This is a genomic window from Photobacterium sp. GB-36 (assembly GCF_003026135.1).
Classification (GTDB): Bacteria; Pseudomonadota; Gammaproteobacteria; order Enterobacterales; family Vibrionaceae; genus Photobacterium.
In genome coordinates, this window is record NZ_PYNY01000019.1 from 19824 (window position 1) to 40818 (window position 20995).

Here is a 20995-nt window from a genome sequence, read left to right on the forward strand (position 1 = left end):
TGCTAAAAGCTGGCTGATTTAAGCCCAAATTGGTAAAACGTAATACGCTTTGAATACGCCTAAATTTCAAAGCACAATATATACATTAGTAAGGTAAAGTCATCAAAATGGAAGTAGATAAATATTTACTACGGGCGGTAACATTTTATGCTTAAAAAGCTTATATCTAGCATACTAAATAGAAGAGTAAACAAATTATCATCAATAAATAGCCTTCCAGAAAAACCGAATGTATTTATTAATGCCACATTTCAGATAGGCGACTACTTCGCAATGTCACCTATTATTGAAGCAGTTAAAGCCAAGTGGCCAGAAGCCAATGTGGTTGTTTTATGTACGAAGAAAAATGAAGATGTTGTAAAATATGACACTCGGGTTAATTACATTTGCTTACCCAAAGAAAGAGAATGGTATAAATACCCTAAGATATTAAAAGAGAAGATCAATTGTAATGTCGATTTACTAATAGAAGTGTCTTCTATAGAAAAACCACATCGGAGCATCGTCGGTTTTACATTAAAGCCCGACTTAACTATCGGTCACGATTGTTACCAGCATAATTGTATACAGAACCCACCGATACAATTTAATAACGATAACATAAGTAAGCCTGAATGCTGGTCAAAACTAATGGCCGCATATGGTTTTGCTCAGCCCCCTGCTCTGTTTAAGGTTTTTGCTAAAGAAAACGATAAAATGGAAATGCTGATCAATAGTAAAAACCTTAAAGACTATTTGGTTTTTAATCCATTTGCTTCTCGTAACAGTAGATCACTAAGTATAAAGAAAAGCATAGATATACTTACAAAATTAAAAAACGATGGATTTAACTGTGTCTTTATTTTGCCTTCCTATATAAAAAATAAAGATGAATGGGAAAGCCAATTAGCGCCCGTTTCTCGTGTTTGCTGTGTAGATTCTATACAAGACGCGATTTATTTGATTAAACAATCAAAAGGCGTGATCTCTGTTGATACCGCGATTATTCACATAGCGAGTGCTTACAATATACCCACAATAGGTTTATTTAAGGAGTCACAACTTGAGTGCAAGCTTTGGCATCCTCAGAGTGCAAAAAAACATGTGGGAGCATTAACCGGCAATGTTGAAGATATAATTAATAGTCAAATTTTCACGACTAATGAACAATCTCATTAAGCTATGCTTCTCAATATAACCTTGTTATAACGCAGGTAATTTATAAACCGATTCAGCGCTCTCAAGCTATGAATCGGTTTACCATTTCTTCAATACGCATTGAATTTTTCATCAAAAACGATTCAACCTCATCGATTCAACCCCACCGACTTATCATCAAAAGACAACCAAAAGCCTAAGCAACATAGCACTCATCAATCGTTTTGCTTTAGGGTGTCTCATTTTTGCTACAAATATAAAACCTAAACATATATTTTATATACCATTTATGTATTATATCTATTGCGTATATTTGACACATGTCGCCCATTCTCTAATCTTGATTAAGGATGCTACGTGATGAAAAAACTTCTTTTTGTTGCACTCTCTTTTTTACTATTTTCAGCTCCATCATTCGCTGCTTATACAAACTATACAGTGCTAAACAGTACGCCAGGTACGGTTGACCTTGTTTTAGAAGGACCATTTTGTGAACAGCACTTTCTCGGCGAGATACAACCTTCTGAATTAAGGCAGGATAATATAACCAGAGGAATTTGCATGCTTGCAAGGATCGATGGCGCGATTCATATGGATGATGGTGTTGTCGTCCCCTTAAAATACAGATCACCCGGTACAACATATGGTCAGTTCATTGTTGTCGCAAAACAAGAAGAGGGGAAATGGAGCGGGAAAATAATGCCGTTCGATGATTTGGATGGGTTTCCAGCCCCTAAATAGTTCAAATATTAATAACTAAATAATGCTTAATAGAACATCACAAAATATAATTAAATGGCCCATACAAAATGGAGCATTTAATTTAAGGACTGATAAGGCTTGGTTTCGATATTAATACGAAACCGAGCCTTTAATTTGACTTTATTTAATATGGAGGTATCGCTGCTTATAAAACATAAAACAGCTGAACTTTCTGAGTATATATAAAATCGAGGATCAGATAATGCTCACTTCCGTTAGTGATAACTGGAATCACGTAATGTCTGTCAATCTACTAAATACTATAGGAATAACTACAATTTAAGCCCACAAGATTACCGAGACGCAATTGGTTCACCTGATACAACGGGTGATACTTATTACCGTTACCCACGCCAAGTTTCCTTTTATATCGACCAATTATTCGGCGTGAATCTTGAAGATGCAGGATTAAATATTAATAATCAGGTGTCATTATTAGCAGGGCAATTTAATCGAGTATTTGCATTCGCAATGACTAAGTTGTCATACAAGCCAAATAAAGACAAAGAAGCACTGACTTTTGTCACGGCATCTCAAGCTGACAAAGCATTTAAAGATGCGCTAACGCAGTTAGACATTAAGTCTACAGACGCATTTACGTTAAGTAATGATTCTGATCGTAAAGCTATTTACCAGTTACTTGATGTTGCGATTGGCAATGTTGAAAAAGCGATTGGAAGTGATTTTAATGCGGTAACGGATAAAGGTCCTATTGATCCAACAAGTGAAATCCAGATTTATACTGATGCAAAAATACAGGGTCAGATGTTCCTTTCTGCTTCTAAAGCAGGAGCAAATATCGTTAATAACTGGATGACACCAAATACCCATATTTCACTGCCAGTTGATGCAAGTATCGACCAAATGAAAGACAGCGGCGTCGATTGTACAGCGCAAGCACAAAGTGCTTTTGCTAAGCTTGCAAGCGAGGCTGATCCAGAACATCCACAGCAAATTAATGTTAATTTCCAAAACAATAGCTGTATGATTTCTATTGGCGATTACACACCAGACGTTCCAGTACCACCGGTACCAGAAGGTGAGTGGGATCCAGCTAAAGTCTATGATAAGCCATGTGAAAAAGTCATGCATGATGGCCTGTCATACCATAACCAATGGTATACCACAGGTGAAGAACCAACACCGGAGGCATCTGCTAATTGGGGTGTATGGCGTATAGTGGGTAAAGATAGTGATATGTGTACAAATTAATCGTACTGAATGATTACTTCGTAAGTTCAAATAAATAGATTTACTATTTAAGCGAAATTACCCTCACAAAAGCCAGCCTATACCATGCTGGCTTTTTGTTTATTTCGCTGTTGGTGACTTAATCGTTACCTTGCTCTTATCGCGTGAAATAATGTTTTTCAAAACATAGATTTATCTCTTTTAATCGTCTAACCACTATCTCTTTTTAAACTATCCATATCGTCAATAATAGTGATTTACAAGTCAAAACCGCTACCACCGCGTTGGATAACCTCTTTTTTATAAAACCTGACATATCTCTAAAGTTATAGACAAAGCACTGTGAAATGTCTGTGCTATCGGCTAAAACATTAGCAATTCGCAGAGATTAAATTGTTAATGGTAAAACACAAAAACAACACCATTAATAGCGGTTATGTCCTCGTTTAAACCCAGCCTAATCAAAGGAGTATGATTTGGCAGTAAAAATTACAATACTTAACGCATCTGGAAAATTAAGCCAATACTCAGACTTATTGGAGCACACGATTGGATGTGCCCTTATTAAAATTGGTGAATTCCTTGAATTATCAAAGATTGATATTACTGTTTCTCCATTCCAAACAGGGGAAGAATCCCCGTCAGGCTTAGGCGGTTACGCTCTTAGTGAGCATAGAGTCGAGCTGTTAGTGGACAGCTCTCGAGATGATATTGCTGAAATAATAAAGACAGAGCTTCTTGAAGTTCTAGCGCATGAACTTCACCATGCAGTGAGATTAAGTTTTCACATGCCAACAGGCACCTTGTCACAGCAGTTAATAATGGAAGGTTTAGCGTGCCATTTCGAAAATCTGGTGACCAACGGTAAGCCATCGTCATTATTTAAAGAGCTCGATAACTATGATTGGCGCAACGGACTAGAACAAATGAGCCATCTATTAGACACAAAAGACTTTTCATTAGATAAATTGTTTTTGGGCTCACACCCTGATGAGTTCCCGAAATACGCAGGTTACTGGATTGGATACAATTTAGTTGCTGAATATGCGAAGAATCATAATGCAACCGACGCTGAAATGATAAAGCTAGAACCATCCCACTTTTTAAATGATAAAGTGAAAGCGGCTTGTTAAGCGACAGATAAGAATTATGTCGCGTAGCCGATGCCTATCCGACATGTTGGATAAACCCAAGCACTCTGTAAGCAAAGATTGAAAATATATAGAAACTGCTCTCACAAAAAGCCAGCATATACCATGCTGGCTTTTTGTTTATTTCGCTATTAGTGACTTAATCGTTACCTTGCTCTTATAGCGTGAAATGATGCTTTTCAGATAAGGGCTTTATCTCTCTTATCATTGCCCTGCCACGCTCTCCGTTCCAACTATCCAGACAAGTAATAACCGTCGTCATTTATAAGCCTAAAACCGCTTGTGGTACATAAGATAGCCAAGTGTTTTATAAAACCTGACGTATATCTAAATTTCTAGACAAAACACTGTGAGAATTCTGCTTTATCAGCTAAAAACATCGGCAATTATCCAAGGGTGGATTGTTAATGATAGTAACTCGAAAACAACACCTTGAAAGAGTAGTTTATTCATCACTTTTCTATTAAAAAACAATAGCGTTAAATGACATTATAACACCAAGTTATCCTGTTACTCTTCGCCTTAGCTTTTCTTATCAGGAATCATAATGCCACAATCAGCATTCGAAAATTTACCCCCACTACCATTTCTAGTGATTTCTGCACTACTAGCAGTGGTGCTTTTTATCTTTATTGCTCGACTGAAATCCACAAAGCGAGAACTCGAAGATTCCAAACAAGAAACCGTAAAGGCTTCTCAAGCACTTGCTGATTACGAGAAAAAATATTCTGGCATCATTAACGTAGATAAAGAGATCAAGATTCGAAACCAAGCATCCAAATTACGCCAAGATGAAGCTAATGCAGTTTTTCTTAAGGTCACAAATGATATTGAACAGCTCCAGTCGAGTTACAAAGAGAAGAAAGGCATATATGACTCACTCATCCATCAGATAGGCATTTATGATGATGACGTTGAGTTGCTGGAGCTAGGCTTCTATGAACCACACTTTGACTTTGACACCGCAGAACAATTTAAAGAGAAAATCCGCGAGTGCAAAGAGCGTCAAAAAGACCTTCTTCGTCTGAAGGATGCTTCTGGAGCTATTTACTGTACTACTGAGTGGACGGTAGGTAACTCAAAAGTCGAAGGCAAGAAGATGACTGACCGAGGCATTAGGCTCACAGCCCGCGCATTCAACAATGAATGTGAAGCCGCAATCGCCAACTGTACATGGAAAAATGCCAACAAGATGGAGGCTCGAATCAATAAGGCCTTTGAAGCAATAAATAAACTGAATGAATCCAACACGATTATCATCTCAAATAAGTATCTGCAATTTAAAATTGAAGAACTTCGCCTGACGCACGAGTACAAAGAGAAGAAACAACGAGAGAGAGAAGAGCAGGCTGAAATTAAGGCTCAAATGCGTGAAGAAGCGAAGGTTGAAGCTGAGATAAAAAAAGCGGAACAAGAAGCCATCAGAGAAGAAGCTCGTTTTTCTAAAGCTCTTGTGACAGCCAGAAAAGAGCTTGAGTCAGCGAATGAAGAAACCCGCACGAAACTGGAAGAGCAGATCGCACAGCTACAGGCTGATCTTGAAGCAGCAGAGCAAAAGCATCAACGTGCACAGAGTATGGCAGAGCAAACCAAACAAGGTCACGTTTATGTTATTAGTAATGTTGGCTCGTTTGGAGAAAATGTTTATAAGATTGGTATGACCCGTCGACTTGAACCAATGGATAGGGTAAAGGAGTTGGGTGACGCTTCCGTACCATTCAGTTTTGATGTTCACGCCATGATTCACACCAATGACGCCCCTTCTCTTGAGAAAGAGTTGCACCGTATATTCGATAATAATCGTCTGAACATGGTGAATCGTCGTAAAGAGTTTTTCCAAGTAGATCTGTCTGACATCAAGCAAGCTGTTAAAAATTTCGATATTGATGATGCTGAATTCATTGAAACTGTTGTAGCACAGGACTTCAATGAAACTAAAGCAATGCGTAAGCAAGCTGAGTTACAAGAAGCAATGGATCTTGGTGCTATCACAGATATAACTAAGACAAAGCAATCTGAATTTGCCGAGTGCATTTAAAATATAGAGCCATCGTAGAAATATTTAGCATCTGCATCATTGAGCTAGCTAATACAGTTAGCTCAGTTCTGCCCCAATACGAGTTTACCTCGTTGACAGATCGCTTATCTAGGCAAGAGTACAACTTACTTTTCCTAATACCTGTGGTGTGTTCTAAGAAATAGGGAGCTTGCAAGAGTATGACAACAAAAAGCTATTCAGAATAACCGAACAGCCCAAAATGGATTATCTCGATGTACGTTTCCGAACAATGTTAAGTTCTCTTCACTTTTCTCATGCAACCTATACAACCCTATCTAAGATAGGTAATTGATTTAAATTAAGTTACTTGCCAATAAACAAAACATAAACTGCGAAGAGCCTAGAGCTTTATACCTCGCACACTTATGAATACCCAGATAATCAACCCAGCAAACAACGGTCAGTTAAACTAAATGGAAAGATTGAGTATTACTACACACCTGATTGCAGTTCTTACTGCTTTCTCCGCATTCACTATGCCTATAGCCCTTGAGGTTCTTAACCGTGTAAAAACCCGCTATGGGTCTGCATACTACATGGATGCTATCGAACAAAAAATGGGGTTCAAAATTCAATTCCTTTTCCGTGAACTCATCCTCACGCTGATTACACTGATTGGTTTTGCACTTTATGTTAGCTCTGTTGATAAGAAGACTTTCTCTGATAATTATGTTTTGTTATTCGAAACTTTATTCTTACTCATCACGTCTACATTGCTCATCAAAGAGTTCAGATTTATACAAATAGTTTTCCTCGCCACACGTTCAGACAATATTGTCACAGATCACCTTATTTCGAAGCTATCAAAGACTGATTGCAGCGATGCAAGTCATGCGATAGAAATCGAACTGCTTGTACAAATTGCAAGCTTCAACATTGGAAATTCAACATCTCATTTCGAAACACCAACAGAGCAAAAGCTGTTCAAGCTAATTGAACACTCCTACACCAACCAGAGTAACTCTATCTCTCACGTTACGATAAAGAAGTTACTTGGTGAATTAGCCGTGACTTTAACGTCAGCTAGAAACACAGGAAGTCGCGATAAATACGTATTTTTACAAAGGGAGTATGGCAAGCACTTAGTATTATTCTTCGATAGAAATATTAAAAATTATGATGTATTTGAAAGCCTTAGTACGAATCTCTACGAAGAAAGCATAAAAGAACTAAACTCTGACCAATACTGGCTTTTGAGAGCTGATTTTCTAATTGGCGTACACACATGGGACATACAAAGCCCACAAACAATCCTCTTTATAGATAGACATGTGCGAAGCCTGATTGATTTTCTGGTGGATAAAAAGCCTAAGCTATTACCCGAATTAATAGATAACTACAGAAGCTTTGTTTCCTACGAGAGCTACTTTAGTGGTGAGATTTATCAGCTCTCAAGCCTCTTTGGTGACAACAATTATGAGCACTTTGACGAAATGAGTAGCTTCACCGAGACTCATAAGGAACTGCTAAATAATAATCCTCAAGAGTACATTAATAAATTTCTCTTACTCCTAGATAAATACACACAAGACGCATTAACCTCTGACGTGTCTGCGGTGAGGTATAAAGAAGTAAAAGAAATCGCCTCAGAGTTCGGAAAAAACATGGTTGAAGAGATAATAAAGGAAGTTGGAGCACAAACAGCCAAAAGAACAGCTCAGTACACACTTAGAGCCCTAGCGCAAAACGACCAATGGCGCTGCATTTTAGATTGCCATGAAAGCTTCAACCCTGCGAGTTCAAAAGCTATGCGTTTAGGCATAAACCTCCTACCCACCTCTTTGAGCAGCGTAATCCAACAGCTTGGAAGACCTAATGGGTATAGCTCACTAAACTCAGAGGAGCTTGGTATTGCATACATTCGAGCCTTACCTATTCTAGTGATGTACGCCCTTTACTGCTGGCGTATCCAAAACCTAGATAAAGAACTAAACACAGGTATTGAGACCATAACCAGCTCTATAAACATGAGTGAAAAGACAATTCAAATTACAAACAGAATGCTTAGTGAACTAAAGCAATCTATATATTACGCCCAGTCTCCAACTTATGCTGAGGTATTTTGCTCTCACTTTGACATCAGACATGAAGAGGCTGCATTCAACAATTCAGTAGTTCCCATCCTTCATAAAGTCGTAAAGTATTTAGAAGAACAGCTAATAGAGCTGAGAAAGACACAACCACTCAGCGAGCAAATCAAGCAAAATCACATTGACAAGATTTTAATGAAAGGTACTGACTTAGCGACTAAGTTCCCACTACTCAGTTATGTAACTCTTTGCAAACAAAAAAAAGAACCAATTAAATTACCCCCAATAAAACATAGTCGGGAAGAATTTCTTGATAATACTGGTGTTGGGTATGCCTTATCCAATCGCCGCATCATAGAGATCATTCACAATGAGATTGCTGTACAACAGATAACTACTGTTGGGTCACCAATATGCGACTTTAACCTTAACGACATAAGAGACAATCACACTATCATTATTAGTCACGAAGACTGGCAAGCCCTCCGTGAGTCTAGTTGCGCTGATAAGCTAAGAAACATCAACAGGCTTTTAGTTCACTCTAATGCTCCACTAGATGCGTTCTATATTTATGACACAAGTTCATGCAACCCAATAGCAAAACTACACTCACAAGATAATGACGGAGTGACAAAGCTCACCAGTGAACACATAGATAACGCATTTGAATTTAACTTCAAAGATGAAGATGGCGCAGTCACAATAGAGATAGACGCTCACATATACTTTTAACGGGATTGTAAAATTGAGGCTCCTGATTTCCGTTGAGCAGAACTTGCGATACTGTAGCTAATCTGTAACTAGCTAATTTAGCAAAGCCCCTATAACATTTCTGTCCAATAATGAGTTAACTCAGCTAATCCACATAAATATTGTTAAATGCTTTCTCTAAAACAAAAAAGCCAGCACTAACATGCTGGCTTTTCGTTTATTTAGCTATTGGTAAGCTTATAGCTTATCCCATGCGTCAGCCCAGTATAGGCTTGAACCCGGTGCGTATGAAGCATTTGCACACCAGCCCGTGTAAGGCCATGGTTTACATTGGTATACGTTACCGTCTGTACCTAATACTTGGTCGCCCGCTTGGTACGCTTTACCCGCTTCATAAGCAGGAACGTCGGTCACTGGTGGCTCAACCGTACCTTGATCTTCTAATACAAACTGGTGACGTGATTCTACTTGCTCACCTTTTGATTGGGCGATCATGCGTAGTGAGTGTTTACCTTCCACTACGTTATTAAGTACCAGTTTAATCGCGCTGTTAGCGGCAAAATCTGCCGTGAAGTTACCGCCGTTTACTGGGTAACCCATTGCGTCAATCACATCAATCTGTACAGAACTTGCTTTGTTCGCGGTGTAATTCAGGTTCAGTGTCGCAGTGCCGTTAGTGATCTTGTAGCTGCTGTTTACGCCCGATAGAGATGCGGTGAAATCTGCTTCTGGTTGTGGTGGTACAACGCCGCCACAGTCGCTATCGCCTGCTTCACGCCAAACACCCCACTCACCCGTTGTGCCTGGTTCTTCACCTTTCGTATACCAACCCGCTAACCAATCTTTACCGTTATGGCTTACTACATCATCTTCAACGTAAACAACATCTGATTTCCACGGATTAGTACACACGATAGAGCCATCGTTAACTATCACGGTACGCTTTACAGTTACCGTCTGGTTTGCGCTGTCTGTGATTGAGTAAACAAGTTCGTATTGACCCGCAACCGCAGTGTTTACAGTGCCAGATACTGTGATGTTTGCTGTTAGATCGCCATCTTCTGCATCCGATGCTGATACGCCAGCCATGACATCGAAGTTTTCACCAATTTTCACAACTGCATTTGCCACACCAGCGAAGGTTGGTAATGCGCTAAATACGGTTACTTTACGTGGTGATACGGTTTCATTGTTGTCTGAATCTGATACTGAGTAAGTTAGTACATACTCGCCTACACGTTGTGTATCTACCGAGCCAGATACGTTAATTGCTGATGTTAGGGTGCCGTCTTCTTTGTCTGTTGCTGTTACGCCAGCCATTGCATCAAAGTTTGTGCGGTGCTGAACGCGAGCATCCGTTAAACCCATGATCACAGGTTTACCCGGTTGAACAACCGGTGGCACTTGGCTGTGAATGAACGGGCCGTAAGTGTTAATAAAGCTGCTGTTGTACGCTTGACCTGCTTTATTCGTGCCGATATCCCAGTTGATAGACCATGTCATTACACCACGTAGTGGCTGAGATTGTGCTTCAAGGCGTTTGAATGCATCAAACAAATCTTGTGGGTCTTGTACGTAACCTGTTGCTGCGGCATCGATGTTGGTTGGAATACCAAATACAAGTTTATCGTGTGGGATCTTAGTGAAACCACGAGTACCGTTGATCAATGAATCAGCCATGTAGTAGATGAACTCTTCTTTTAGCACATCATTATTTTGGGCAATCCAACCAATGCCTTCAATGTAAACGCCGTCACCACCTTGGTTGTAAAACTGTGGGTTGATCCAGTCGTAGTAACCTTCAAGACCTGTGATGTAAGGAATGTATTTGCCCGATTCTGTTAGGTACGGGAATTCTGGCGCCATGGTGATAAGGAAGTTTTTACCTTGTGCACGGTAGTGATCTTTAACCATACGCAGTGCCGCTGGAATAACGGTTTGGTTATCCGCCGCATCAATCGCTGCTTGCTCAAGGTCGATATCTAGACCATCGAAACCGTATAAATCTGTTAGACGAATGATTTCATCAGCGAATGCTTGCTCATCGCCTGTTTTCATTTCAACGTGCGCATCAGCGCCACCTAGTGCGATAAGCACAGAGCGACCTTGATCGTTAAGCGCTTTAATTTGGTCGATGAATTGCTGCTCGGTTAAACCCGTTTCCGCATCTAAATGAAACGTCGGAATACGGCCTTCAGCCACGTCGTAAACTTTCATGAAAGAAACATCAACCACGTTATACATTGGGTTAATGTCTTTTAGTGACATCGCAGGTGCATTACCCATTTTATAACCTTGGCCGTCAGCCCAGTTATGCCAGTAACCCACAACAACCCCGCCTTCAGGGTTAACCATTTTGTCACCCGCGTGAGCGGTAAAGCTAATTGCGCAAGACAGTGCCACTGCACTCAATGCAAATAGAGATGTTTTTTTCATGTTATTACTCTTAAAACGACATTGGATAGGCATGTATCTTTAATAAAAGTGCCTAAGATGCGTGGAGCATAACGGAGCTTGTGAGAATCCACAGTGGTGAGATGTAACAGAACATTATTACGGCACGCGGGATCGGTCTTTGATTGGTTCAAATTTGTGACATAGCTATCGTTATTTTTTTGGCGACACCAATATAGAACAGCGTTCAAAATTTAGACCTGCTTTCAGAAAAATATTTTTTTTGATTACCAACGATACTTTTTTGACGCCAAGAAGATCAAATCAGCTGATGACTAATAACCTAAAGAAATTAAAAACAATAACTTAATGCTCACTGCGAATATTTACTCGTTACACTTTGTAACATTTACTGTGCAATTACACAGAAATCTACCAATCATAAATGTAAAAAGCGTGGGTGACATGGGAAAAACAGGAAGAGGATAACGAGGGTATAGAAGTAGGTAGCAAGTAGAAGGGGCGCTTCTACTTGCTGTACCATTACGCGGCTTGAACAGCGCCTTTTTTGAAGAATTTCAGGATTTCTTTAAGCCCCAGTTGCAACGCTAAACAAATAGACGCGGTAACAACAATGGTGGCCCCTGACGGTAGATTCATCTGGTAAGAGAAAATCAACCCCGTTAACGTAAAGCCAAGGCACCATAAAATACTGTGGCACATCATGGATAACATCGATTTTGTATATTGCGCCGCCATGTACGCTGGCATGGTTAGCAGCGCCATCACCAATACAATACCCACCACTTTCACTAAGATAACGCTGGCAATTGCCACCAGCACTAATAATGATAAGTACATGCGTTTTACTTTAACGCCTTTACTCTGCGCAAAATCAGCATCAAAAGACATTAAGACTAGCGAACGATAGTTATAAATCGTGTAAGCACCAATGATGAGTACACTGCCCCCCATCAGATATAACGTCGAGACTGGAACAGTGAGAATACTACCAAACAGGTAACTGCTTAAATCTGCCCCATATCCCGGCGTTAACGCCATTAAGATGATGCCGATTGCCATGCCTAGCGACCAAATCAGACCGATAAAAATATCTAACTGCTCTAGTTTACGCTGACTTAGCACCCCTAATAACAAGGCATTAATCGAAGTAAATACCAAGGTTGTTGGCATTACCGCAGTGCCTGCATAGAAAGCTAACCCCACACCGCCGTATGCTGTGTGAACAATACCACCAGAGAGAAATACTAATCGATTGGTCACGACTAATACGCCAATAATGCCGGCAACAATGCTAACCAGCACTGCTGCAATTAATGCATGTTGAATAAAGTTATATTGTAAGAGCTCGATCATACTAAAGCAGGACTTGTTTTGTGATTGGTTGTAGTTGGCTGAACAAGATCTTGAAGAAAATGGCTGTTCACGCCGTATAAGTGTTGCAACATATCAGACGTTAATGCCTTACTCTGCTGCACTTTCATGGTTTGGTTTAGCCCTAAAATCACATCAATCTGATACTCTAAAATACCCATATCATGGCTTACCACTAATACTGCAACATCTTTGGGCAGCGCTGATATCAAGGCAAAAAATTGTGCCGTCATGCTTGGATCGACATTACTGGTTGGCTCATCAAGGATTAATAACTTAGGTTGGGCAATCAACGCCCTAGCCACTAATACACGTTGACGCTGCCCGCCGGAAAGGTCTTTAAACAGCGTATTTTCTATATGCTCGATATGCATTTGTTGTAATGCTTGGGTTAATAAGGCTGGCAGCGATGCCTTATCTTTTAGCTGCTCTGCATTGGCCCCCATTAATACTACGTCTTTTACTGTGACGGGTAATATTGGATTCAATTTATATTGTTGAGGAACATACCCAATAAGCGCTGGATGGCGACCGGGACGGTCGCCAAACAGTGCGAGATTGCCCTGATAACCCGATAATATGCCCAGTAGTAGTTTGACTAATGTCGTTTTACCACCGCCATTGGGTCCAAGTAATGCACAACGTTGACCTTCGTAAAGCTCGAAGTTTATGTCAATTAATGCTTGATGGTTCTTATAAGCAAAACTGACATTCTGTACATCCACAATCTTTTTCATTTTTTCGCTCTTAATGATTCACGTTAGATTCAAACGCGTTCGCAACCGTTAGCAAGTTATTACCCCAATCTTCTGCAAGTGGGTTAATTGCTACCACTTTGCCGCCAATTGCATTCGCAATAACTTTTGCTTGTTCTTTTGAAAACTGCGGCTCAATAAAGATAACTTTAATGTGCTGTTTCTTTGCTGTATCAATCAGTGATTTTAGACGTTGCGCACTGGCTTCTTTACCTTCATTTTGAATAGGCAGTTGACGTAAGCCGTAATCTGTCGCGAAGTAACCCCACGCTGGGTGATACGTCATAAATTGATTATGTGCTGCTGGGATCTTCGCCATAATCGCAATTAAAGCATCATCAATTTGATTGATCTTTTTAGAGAATTTCAGATAATTTTCGCGATATTCTTGCTGGTGCTGAGGATCAATGTTAATTAATGCATCACGAATGTTCATGGCTTGAATACGCACAAGGGCTGGTGATAACCAAATATGTGGGTCTTTAATGCCTGATGCCTCAGGAATACGCTCACCATCGTCGTTATAATCCATTGGCATACGCTCAATACCTTGCTGGGTATCAACAATCGTTAGATCTTTTGCTGAGCTTTTAAATTTGTTTAACCAGCTTTTTTCAAATGGCACACCGATAGAAAAGTAAAGTTTACTCTTGTTAAGTAACACAACTTGGTTTGGTGTTGGCTCGTAATCATCTGGCTCAGCGCCTGCTGGTACCATTACATTGACATTAACATTATTCCCGCCAATTTCTTTCACAAAATACTTTTGTGGGGCAATACTTACCGTTACATCAATTGGCGCTTCTGCAGCCATTGCTTTTGATACTGATAACAAGACGCACAGCGTTGTCATCAATACTATAAATGAAGACTTCTTTTTCATTGATCTATTCCTAATCACGACATGAATAATCCTGAGGTAAACACTCAGAATTGTTATGTTATAACATTTCTTTGTTTTTAATAGTTCGAATATTTATAAAAGAAGCAATATTAGTTAATTAATAACAATTAACTACCATTAAATATAATAGCATTAAATAACAACCAACCTTCCCCTCTTTTATTTTTTAATTAAATATCATAAAGATATTTAATTAAAAACGTTAACTCTCATTGTTTAACGTTATTATTCTTATTATCAGTGAAATCTTAATTATCGATATTGCTGGTTATTAATAAGTGCTAATTTACGTGGTCGTGAAATTAGTACACCTTACTCTATATTACTAGACATTATAGAATAATTGACGTGATTAATTTGTCTTCCAACGGCGAATTGCACGGCGATAATTACTGACATCAAAAAATTGCATCTCTTGCGCAATTTGGTGATCATCCCATTGTTTTATCTGTTGTAAATATAAAGCATGCTGCTGGTTAACCTCGCCCAATAATGAACGGTAAGTATGATGATGTGCTTTTAATCGACGTTTTAGCGTGGCAGGGCTCATTAACATCATTTCAGATAACGCATTTAACGACGGGACTTGAACAAGGTTTTGGCGAAACACATTTCGAATATGGCTCAATAAACCACAACTTGGAATGGGTGTTATCTTTCGTGCCACTTTATACAAGGTTGAAGAGCTATCTTTCAAAGTGACATCCAGATACTGCTTGGGTAAATGCAAGGCAATCATCGGCTGATTGAAATTGACCTTCTCCCAATACATCTGATAATGCTCTTGCCATGGTGGGCATAACCAATCCACCATAACAGACCAAGGTAATTGGGTATCAGCTCGCCAATTAACTAACGATATAACCGAAGTAAAGACATACTCTGTTAACCAACGAAAATAAGCAATACGATCTCGGGTACTCAATGAAGCCTCAATCCCATAAGGATCTTCGACGAAAACATAAACGCCCGAATCATCAAATTGTGTGGTGAGTTTAGATAAAGGGAAGTAGCTCTCAGAGTAAAGCGCTATATTATTCATCAAAGTGTTGACGGTCGGGGCATGGATCAATATATGGCTAGTCGTCGGAAATACACTCGGGATCAATTGCTGCCCAAACAGAAAGCTCAATTCTGGAAACTGCTCTAACTTCGCTACATTACTAATTAAACGAGAGAATTGTACGGGACTTACCTGTAAATCTTGCGTAATTAAATCATCATAAAAAATCCCTGTATGCCGTAATACGTAATGCATATTTACACCACGGCTACTGAGTAAATCCAGTAATAACGCAATGTGTTGCCTTGCAGGAATGGTTTTATCGTGGCATTCCAACCATGGTGCCGTCACTGCGTAATGCCCTTTCATGCGCTACCTTTATAAACGTGGGGCTCTCGTGAAAGGTTTATCGCTTCATCTATCTGTTTGTATAATGACGGTAATGAGTAAGTGAACGGTTTGACTTCAACAGTACCTATTTGCCATTGCATCTCTATGCGAATACTAGAATCTAAATAAAATTGGTAAGTGCTGAGTAACTGTTCAACATAGCGAGCATATATTACTGCATCTTTCTTGCTTAACCCGTCCAGTAACATAAGGTAGTGATGCCCTGCAACTTGGCACACTAAATCATTATGGCGAGATGCAATTAACAACAATTCAGAGATCGAGACTCTGAGTCTTTCTGCTTCTTGAGGTGAAAGTTGAGGTAAAAGTTGGTAACTGTTTTGTAAGTTAATCGCAATCAAATAACAATCATTTTGTTTGCTCGACTCTGCGTATTGCGCTGTCAGTGCACGGTGTAAATAACTCAACTCTGGGAGGCGATAATTTTCAGGATGGAGCGGCGTTCGCGCATTTAACTGTTGGCGTTGCATCACATAATTTTTTACCACTGCAAGCTCTTTACGCCACAAACAAAAGGCATAAGTCACAATGGCCAGCCCAAGGATCATGTACTCCATGGTATTTCCAATCATGGTGTAGTTTTTTAAACGAATAAACTCATCAATAACATCTTGGGTTAACGCTAAAAAAATACAGGTAAACCCCATCGCAAAATAGTTAGTAATTTTCCCCGGTGCGCGGGTGGACAGGATCACCACCAGCCACACCAATACCATGATTGCCGATGAGCCTTCCCCTACAACGTCTAACCAATTAACTTGCTGATGGCTCTTAATCGTGCCGTTCGTAATATTAAACACAATCAGACTCAGTAACGCTATATTGAAATAGATGGCAAACAAATTGTTGCCGACGCAGAAGGGCTAACAATTTACAACGACGGTACGGTGAATGAACTGATTGTATCAAGCCAAGGTAACCACACTTATGCTGTTTACGATCTGGATAATAACTACCGCTATAAAGGCAGCTTTGCGCTCACCGCCGATGATGATAATGGCTTAGATGGTGCCAGTGAAACCGATGGTATTCATGCTGTTTCTGCCACGATTAGTGATCGTTTCCCGCAAGGATTATTCCTTGTTCAAGATGGCTATAACGTTGATGCCTCGTATGACGATCAAAATCAAAACTTCAAAATGGCAGACTGGCGTGACATCGCCAACGCATTGAAACAATAATGAATATAAAAAGGGCTTTGAATTCATCTTCAAAGCCCTTTAAGTATTGTTATTTACTAATAGTCCTATCAAATTATTTCACCATGTTGTTGCTTTTGTACATTGGTGAGAAAACAGGTACGTATAATTTGATAATTTTATTCATGATTGTAGACATGGTTAATTCCTCTGAAAATCAAGTGTTAATAAAGTTAAAACAGCATACAAAGTCAGGTTTTATAAGCTTCGACCTTGCTGCTATGTGAGGAATTATAATCAGGCAGACTTAATTTAAAAACGAGAAAAACACCAAGTAAACATTAGATTAACTAATGCGAATAAGTTTTCATTCTGGCATTATTTTTATTTAAAAAAGAGTCACAAGATTCACACTTAACCTATTGAAAACTTAGTTCACAAGCAAAAAAGCGCTGCTCACTGTCATTATAAGAGCGAGCATAAGTGCGAAAATTTCAGGCAGCATATATTTATACTCACCCCACTCGATAGTTGGCACACCAGGTTTTGCTCATGGGCAACATTGCTAGAAATTAAACGTCCAATAACTAATGCGATATATGAGTTCTTCAATATAAACGTCTTTTTATTTATTATTGAATTAGCTTTTATTTTACAATTATTATTTTGTAAAAACATCGCAACCTTATATTTTCCACATCAATAAAGCCACAAATAAAAAATATAAAACCATTTATTTAAATAATTAAAAAATGACACTTATTAAACATATATTTAATTTTTAAGTTTAATTAAAAATAATATTAAATTTAGTTTTATTTTTTGTGACAAAGCTCAAATTTGTTACGAGAGTATAATATGGTTTTATTAAGAAAAAGCGCATGAATGCGATTTAAAATACGTAAATTTACGTTTTATACTTTAAGAAACACTACGAAAAACTAAGAAGTAGCAATAAAACGCTATGAAACTAATAAAAATACGGCTATATATTGTTCACTTATTATTAGCCGAATGAAACATATACTCGCTAAAACAAAATAATGAGTTATTTTTGTCTTATCTGTTGTCAGATATATCTATTAGTAGATCCAGATCGCTTTCATCATTTCTTTATATATTTATCACCAGTCCATAATATATAATGAGTTAAAATAATAATGAGTTTTAAAGTCTGTAAAGGTTTAGCAATGGAAATTCGTGAATTTAAGATAACAGGTATAATTCAGCAGGGAGCAAACCATCGAGAAATTGATTCGGTCATTAGCTCGACATCAAGCATCGAAGCTTTCAATACTTTCATTAATGAGAACCCAACGATCAGAGATGGATTCAGACTTGAATGCCATAACAATAGTGATCAGTCTGATACCGCGATATATAGCAACGCCAGTAACATGACCAAACTGACAATTTGTTTGGGCTAACATAGCCGGTACTGAGATAAAACGACCGCCTATATCATAAAAACTGTATCGTCATGGATAGCCTCTCATAACGTTACGGTTTTTATTCATCAACACGTTAAATACTTCCCTCTTCTTATTGTGGTCGTTCTCGGAATATTAACAACAGCATTAGCGTACCGCACCAACCTCAACGCTTTTATTTAGATCAAGCATTTCTTTCTTCTCTCTTACTTATTTACCGCTCAAGATTAAATGCTATGCATATACTCACGTTATAACTCAAAGTTCAACGTGGAGTAGCACCATGAAAATAACAACGCTGATCGCCTTATTCATGCTACTTTTCTCGCCGTTATCATCCGCTGCTATTCACAAAACATACTACCCCACAGGTGAACTAAGAAGTCTAGATAACTATGTGAACGGTAAGCTCGAAGGACTACGAAAAGGCTTTTACAAAAATGGCGTGTTAAGAACTGAGGGCTATTTTAAAAATGGCAAACCCGAAGGCATGGTAAAGAGCTATTACGACAATGGAGCACTTCAGCTTGTTGGCTATTTTCGTAACGGCTACCCACATGGCCCCAGCAAAATTTATTATAAAAGTGGCGCACTCAAATACGAAGAAAACTATCTTAATGGGCAAACGCATGGGCTGTTAAAGGCTTACTACCAACATGGTGGGATCAAACTTGAAGAGAACTATGTTAATGGCAAACCTCGGGGAAGTTTAAAAGGCTACTATGATGACGGTACGCTAGAGTTTGAAGAAAATTACCGTAGAGGTAAGCTCAATGGCGTAGCAAAAAGCTACTTTAGAAATGGGCAGTTAAAGGTTGAGGAATATTATGTTGATGGCAAAAAAAATGGGGTGGTAAAAATATACAACAAGCAAGGTGAGCAAATTGGTCGATTACGTTATAAGAACGATGAATTAATTGACAGCAATAAGCCATAGCTCATAGCTCATAGCAGCGTGATAGTTTTCCTATCATCCAAAATAAAAAATGGATAGGAACTCTCGCCCCTATCCATTTTATTCTTCATCAATATTTCGCTTATATGGCAGCGTATTACATACCAGCGCTTAAGTGCATGCCATAGAAGAAGCCACGGCCGATTAGCTCTGCTACCACAATCATGGTAAATGCCATAGCCATCGGTAGTACCGTTACATTTTTACGCTGAACCACAGGTAATAACCACAGCACCATTGCAGCGACGATTAAGACAATACGGGCTATCTGTAAGCTTGTGTGCTGTGGCACTACCGCTAATGCCGTCGTCACACTGGTTTCAATACTCGCTAGGTGCGATGAAAGCAACATCACAACCATCACTACCGCGAACATCCCCACCAACCCCATAACAGGTAGCAGCTTGTTCGCTACTGTGCTGTCATGTTTTGCCACTGATAACAGGAGTTGTGCCAATGCTGTACCGCTGATCAGCATAGTGATCACAAATGCTGCTGGCGTTAACGGTGTGTACCACGTAGGCACAGTATCAATCATGTATACCATGGTCATCGCATACATAAAGGCAACGCCCACCAACATCGCACCGATCATTAGGGCTTTGCGGATTGCTACACTGCCAACGTTTAATACCGACAATAACCAGAACATGCCACCTAAAGCGAAGAACGCACTCCCCGTTGCAATTTCATTTGATAACCAAGAGCTACCCAGCATATTCAACGCATTCATTGCGCGCAGTGGGCTACCAAGGTGCATAATCGATGCAAGGAAACCCAATCCCATTATCGCCCATAAACCGAACATCGCTTTATGAAGACGCTTTTCTGCAGCGAGTGACAGTTGCTTTGTTAACATCATGGTAGCTAACACTAAAAATGCACCTACCGATGTTTGTGCCAATACCGTAAAGACGATAAGCGGCCATTCATGCCATGCCATATTACACTTCCTTCGGGTTAGCCAAGTGACCTGTGGTGTCTCCACAAGGACGCGCATGGCGGTTCGGTTTAATGATGATGTTTGGTTGCGTTAATGATGCTTTTGGTAGCGGTGCCACTTCTGCATGACTGCCGTATTTGGCACGTAGCTCTGCAATAGGGCCAAACTCCAACGCACGTAGCGGACAAGAATCAACACAAATAGGCTGTAGCCCTTGACCAACTCGTTCATAACAACCATCACACTTGGTCATGTGACCTTTTTCAGCATTGTATTGTGGTGCGCCGTAAGGACATGCCATGCCACAGTACTGACAACCGATACATTTTTCAGTATCGACAACCACAAAGCCGTCTTCTTTACGCTTGTGCATCGCGCCGCTTGGACAAACTTTGGTACAAGCAGGTTTAGTACAGTGATTACACGCCATCGATACATAGTAAGAAAACACGTCTTGACGCCAAGTGCCGTTATCTTCTACCCAGTTACCACCCGCATATTCGTATACACGACGGAAGTTAACCCCAACATCTAAATCTTTGTTGTCTTTACAAGCAAGCTGACACGTTTTACAACCGGTGCACTTACTTGAATCAATATAAAAGCCGTATTGTTTCATGCTTTA

Annotated in this window: 17 protein-coding genes; 8 read left to right on the plus strand and 9 right to left on the minus strand. The window is 39.5% G+C overall.

Features of this window, described 5'->3' with window-relative positions:
* Positions 1-273: 273 nt before the first annotated feature.
* The 6 genes from C9J46_RS15530 (at position 274) to C9J46_RS15555 (ending at position 9062) form a co-directional block, all read left to right on the plus strand.
* Positions 274-1158: a glycosyltransferase family 9 protein gene (locus tag C9J46_RS15530; RefSeq protein ID WP_158259275.1), complete on the plus strand. Its 885-nt coding sequence runs from the start codon at positions 274-276 to the stop codon at positions 1156-1158.
* Positions 1159-1497: 339 nt separating this feature from the next.
* On the plus strand, positions 1498-1878 hold the full coding sequence (locus C9J46_RS15535) for a hypothetical protein (RefSeq protein WP_107291162.1): 381 nt from the start codon (positions 1498-1500) through the stop codon (positions 1876-1878).
* Between the two features lie 408 nt (positions 1879-2286).
* A complete protein-coding gene (locus C9J46_RS15540; protein ID WP_107259947.1) occupies positions 2287-3111 on the plus strand; it encodes a hypothetical protein in 825 nt (274 codons plus the stop codon).
* A gap of 455 nt (positions 3112-3566) precedes the next feature.
* Entirely contained in the window at positions 3567-4223 is a 657-nt protein-coding gene (locus C9J46_RS15545) for a DUF2268 domain-containing putative Zn-dependent protease (RefSeq protein WP_107291163.1), read from the plus strand.
* Positions 4224-4788: 565 nt separating this feature from the next.
* Positions 4789-6279, plus strand: coding sequence for a DUF4041 domain-containing protein (locus C9J46_RS15550; RefSeq protein WP_107291164.1), 1491 nt, complete (start codon positions 4789-4791; stop codon positions 6277-6279).
* A gap of 434 nt (positions 6280-6713) precedes the next feature.
* Positions 6714-9062, plus strand: a complete 2349-nt coding sequence (locus tag C9J46_RS15555) for a hypothetical protein (RefSeq protein ID WP_107291165.1) — start codon at positions 6714-6716, stop codon at positions 9060-9062.
* Between the two features lie 216 nt (positions 9063-9278).
* Here C9J46_RS15555 and C9J46_RS15560 read toward each other — a convergent pair whose 3' ends face one another.
* The 6 genes from C9J46_RS15560 to C9J46_RS15585 form a co-directional block, all read right to left on the minus strand.
* The gene (locus C9J46_RS15560; RefSeq protein WP_107291166.1) at positions 9279-11477 is read right to left on the minus strand and encodes an immunoglobulin-like domain-containing protein; all 2199 of its coding nucleotides are present in this window, start codon (positions 11475-11477) and stop codon (positions 9279-9281) included.
* Between the two features lie 501 nt (positions 11478-11978).
* The gene (locus C9J46_RS15565; protein WP_107208763.1) at positions 11979-12812 is read right to left on the minus strand and encodes a metal ABC transporter permease; all 834 of its coding nucleotides are present in this window, start codon (positions 12810-12812) and stop codon (positions 11979-11981) included.
* On the minus strand, positions 12809-13567 hold the full coding sequence (locus C9J46_RS15570; protein ID WP_107208762.1) for a metal ABC transporter ATP-binding protein: 759 nt from the start codon (positions 13565-13567) through the stop codon (positions 12809-12811). Before C9J46_RS15570 ends, C9J46_RS15565 begins: the two co-directional genes overlap by 4 nt.
* 10 nt (positions 13568-13577) lie before the next feature.
* Positions 13578-14468 (minus strand): metal ABC transporter solute-binding protein, Zn/Mn family, encoded by an 891-nt coding sequence (locus C9J46_RS15575; protein ID WP_107287327.1) that lies wholly within the window; start codon positions 14466-14468, stop codon positions 13578-13580.
* A gap of 373 nt (positions 14469-14841) precedes the next feature.
* Positions 14842-15861: an AraC family transcriptional regulator ligand-binding domain-containing protein gene (locus C9J46_RS15580; RefSeq protein WP_107291167.1), complete on the minus strand. Its 1020-nt coding sequence runs from the start codon at positions 15859-15861 to the stop codon at positions 14842-14844.
* Positions 15858-16703 carry a diguanylate cyclase domain-containing protein gene (locus tag C9J46_RS15585; RefSeq protein ID WP_107291168.1) on the minus strand — a complete coding sequence of 282 codons (846 nt, stop codon included), beginning with the start codon at positions 16701-16703 and terminating at the stop codon, positions 15858-15860. Before C9J46_RS15585 ends, C9J46_RS15580 begins: the two co-directional genes overlap by 4 nt.
* Positions 16704-16730: 27 nt before the next feature.
* Here C9J46_RS15585 and C9J46_RS15590 point away from each other — a divergent pair, with 27 nt between their 5' ends.
* Positions 16731-17084 (plus strand): phytase, encoded by a 354-nt coding sequence (locus C9J46_RS15590; protein WP_255418778.1) that lies wholly within the window; start codon positions 16731-16733, stop codon positions 17082-17084.
* A 1232-nt stretch (positions 17085-18316) separates the two neighbouring features.
* Here C9J46_RS15590 and C9J46_RS21550 read toward each other — a convergent pair.
* Positions 18317-18472, minus strand: a complete 156-nt coding sequence (locus C9J46_RS21550) for a hypothetical protein (protein WP_158259614.1) — start codon at positions 18470-18472, stop codon at positions 18317-18319.
* Positions 18473-18755: 283 nt separating this feature from the next.
* On the opposite strand from C9J46_RS21550, the gene C9J46_RS15605 reads away from it, so the two are divergent.
* A complete protein-coding gene (locus C9J46_RS15605; RefSeq protein WP_107208757.1) occupies positions 18756-19409 on the plus strand; it encodes a toxin-antitoxin system YwqK family antitoxin in 654 nt (217 codons plus the stop codon).
* Between the two features lie 115 nt (positions 19410-19524).
* On the opposite strand, the gene C9J46_RS15610 is transcribed toward C9J46_RS15605, so the two are convergent.
* Complete coding sequence (locus C9J46_RS15610) at positions 19525-20370, minus strand: DmsC/YnfH family molybdoenzyme membrane anchor subunit (protein WP_107208756.1); 846 nt, start codon at positions 20368-20370, stop codon at positions 19525-19527.
* Position 20371: 1 nt separating this feature from the next.
* Positions 20372-20989 carry a DMSO/selenate family reductase complex B subunit gene (locus tag C9J46_RS15615; RefSeq protein ID WP_107208755.1) on the minus strand — a complete coding sequence of 206 codons (618 nt, stop codon included), beginning with the start codon at positions 20987-20989 and terminating at the stop codon, positions 20372-20374.
* Positions 20990-20995: the final 6 nt, after the last annotated feature.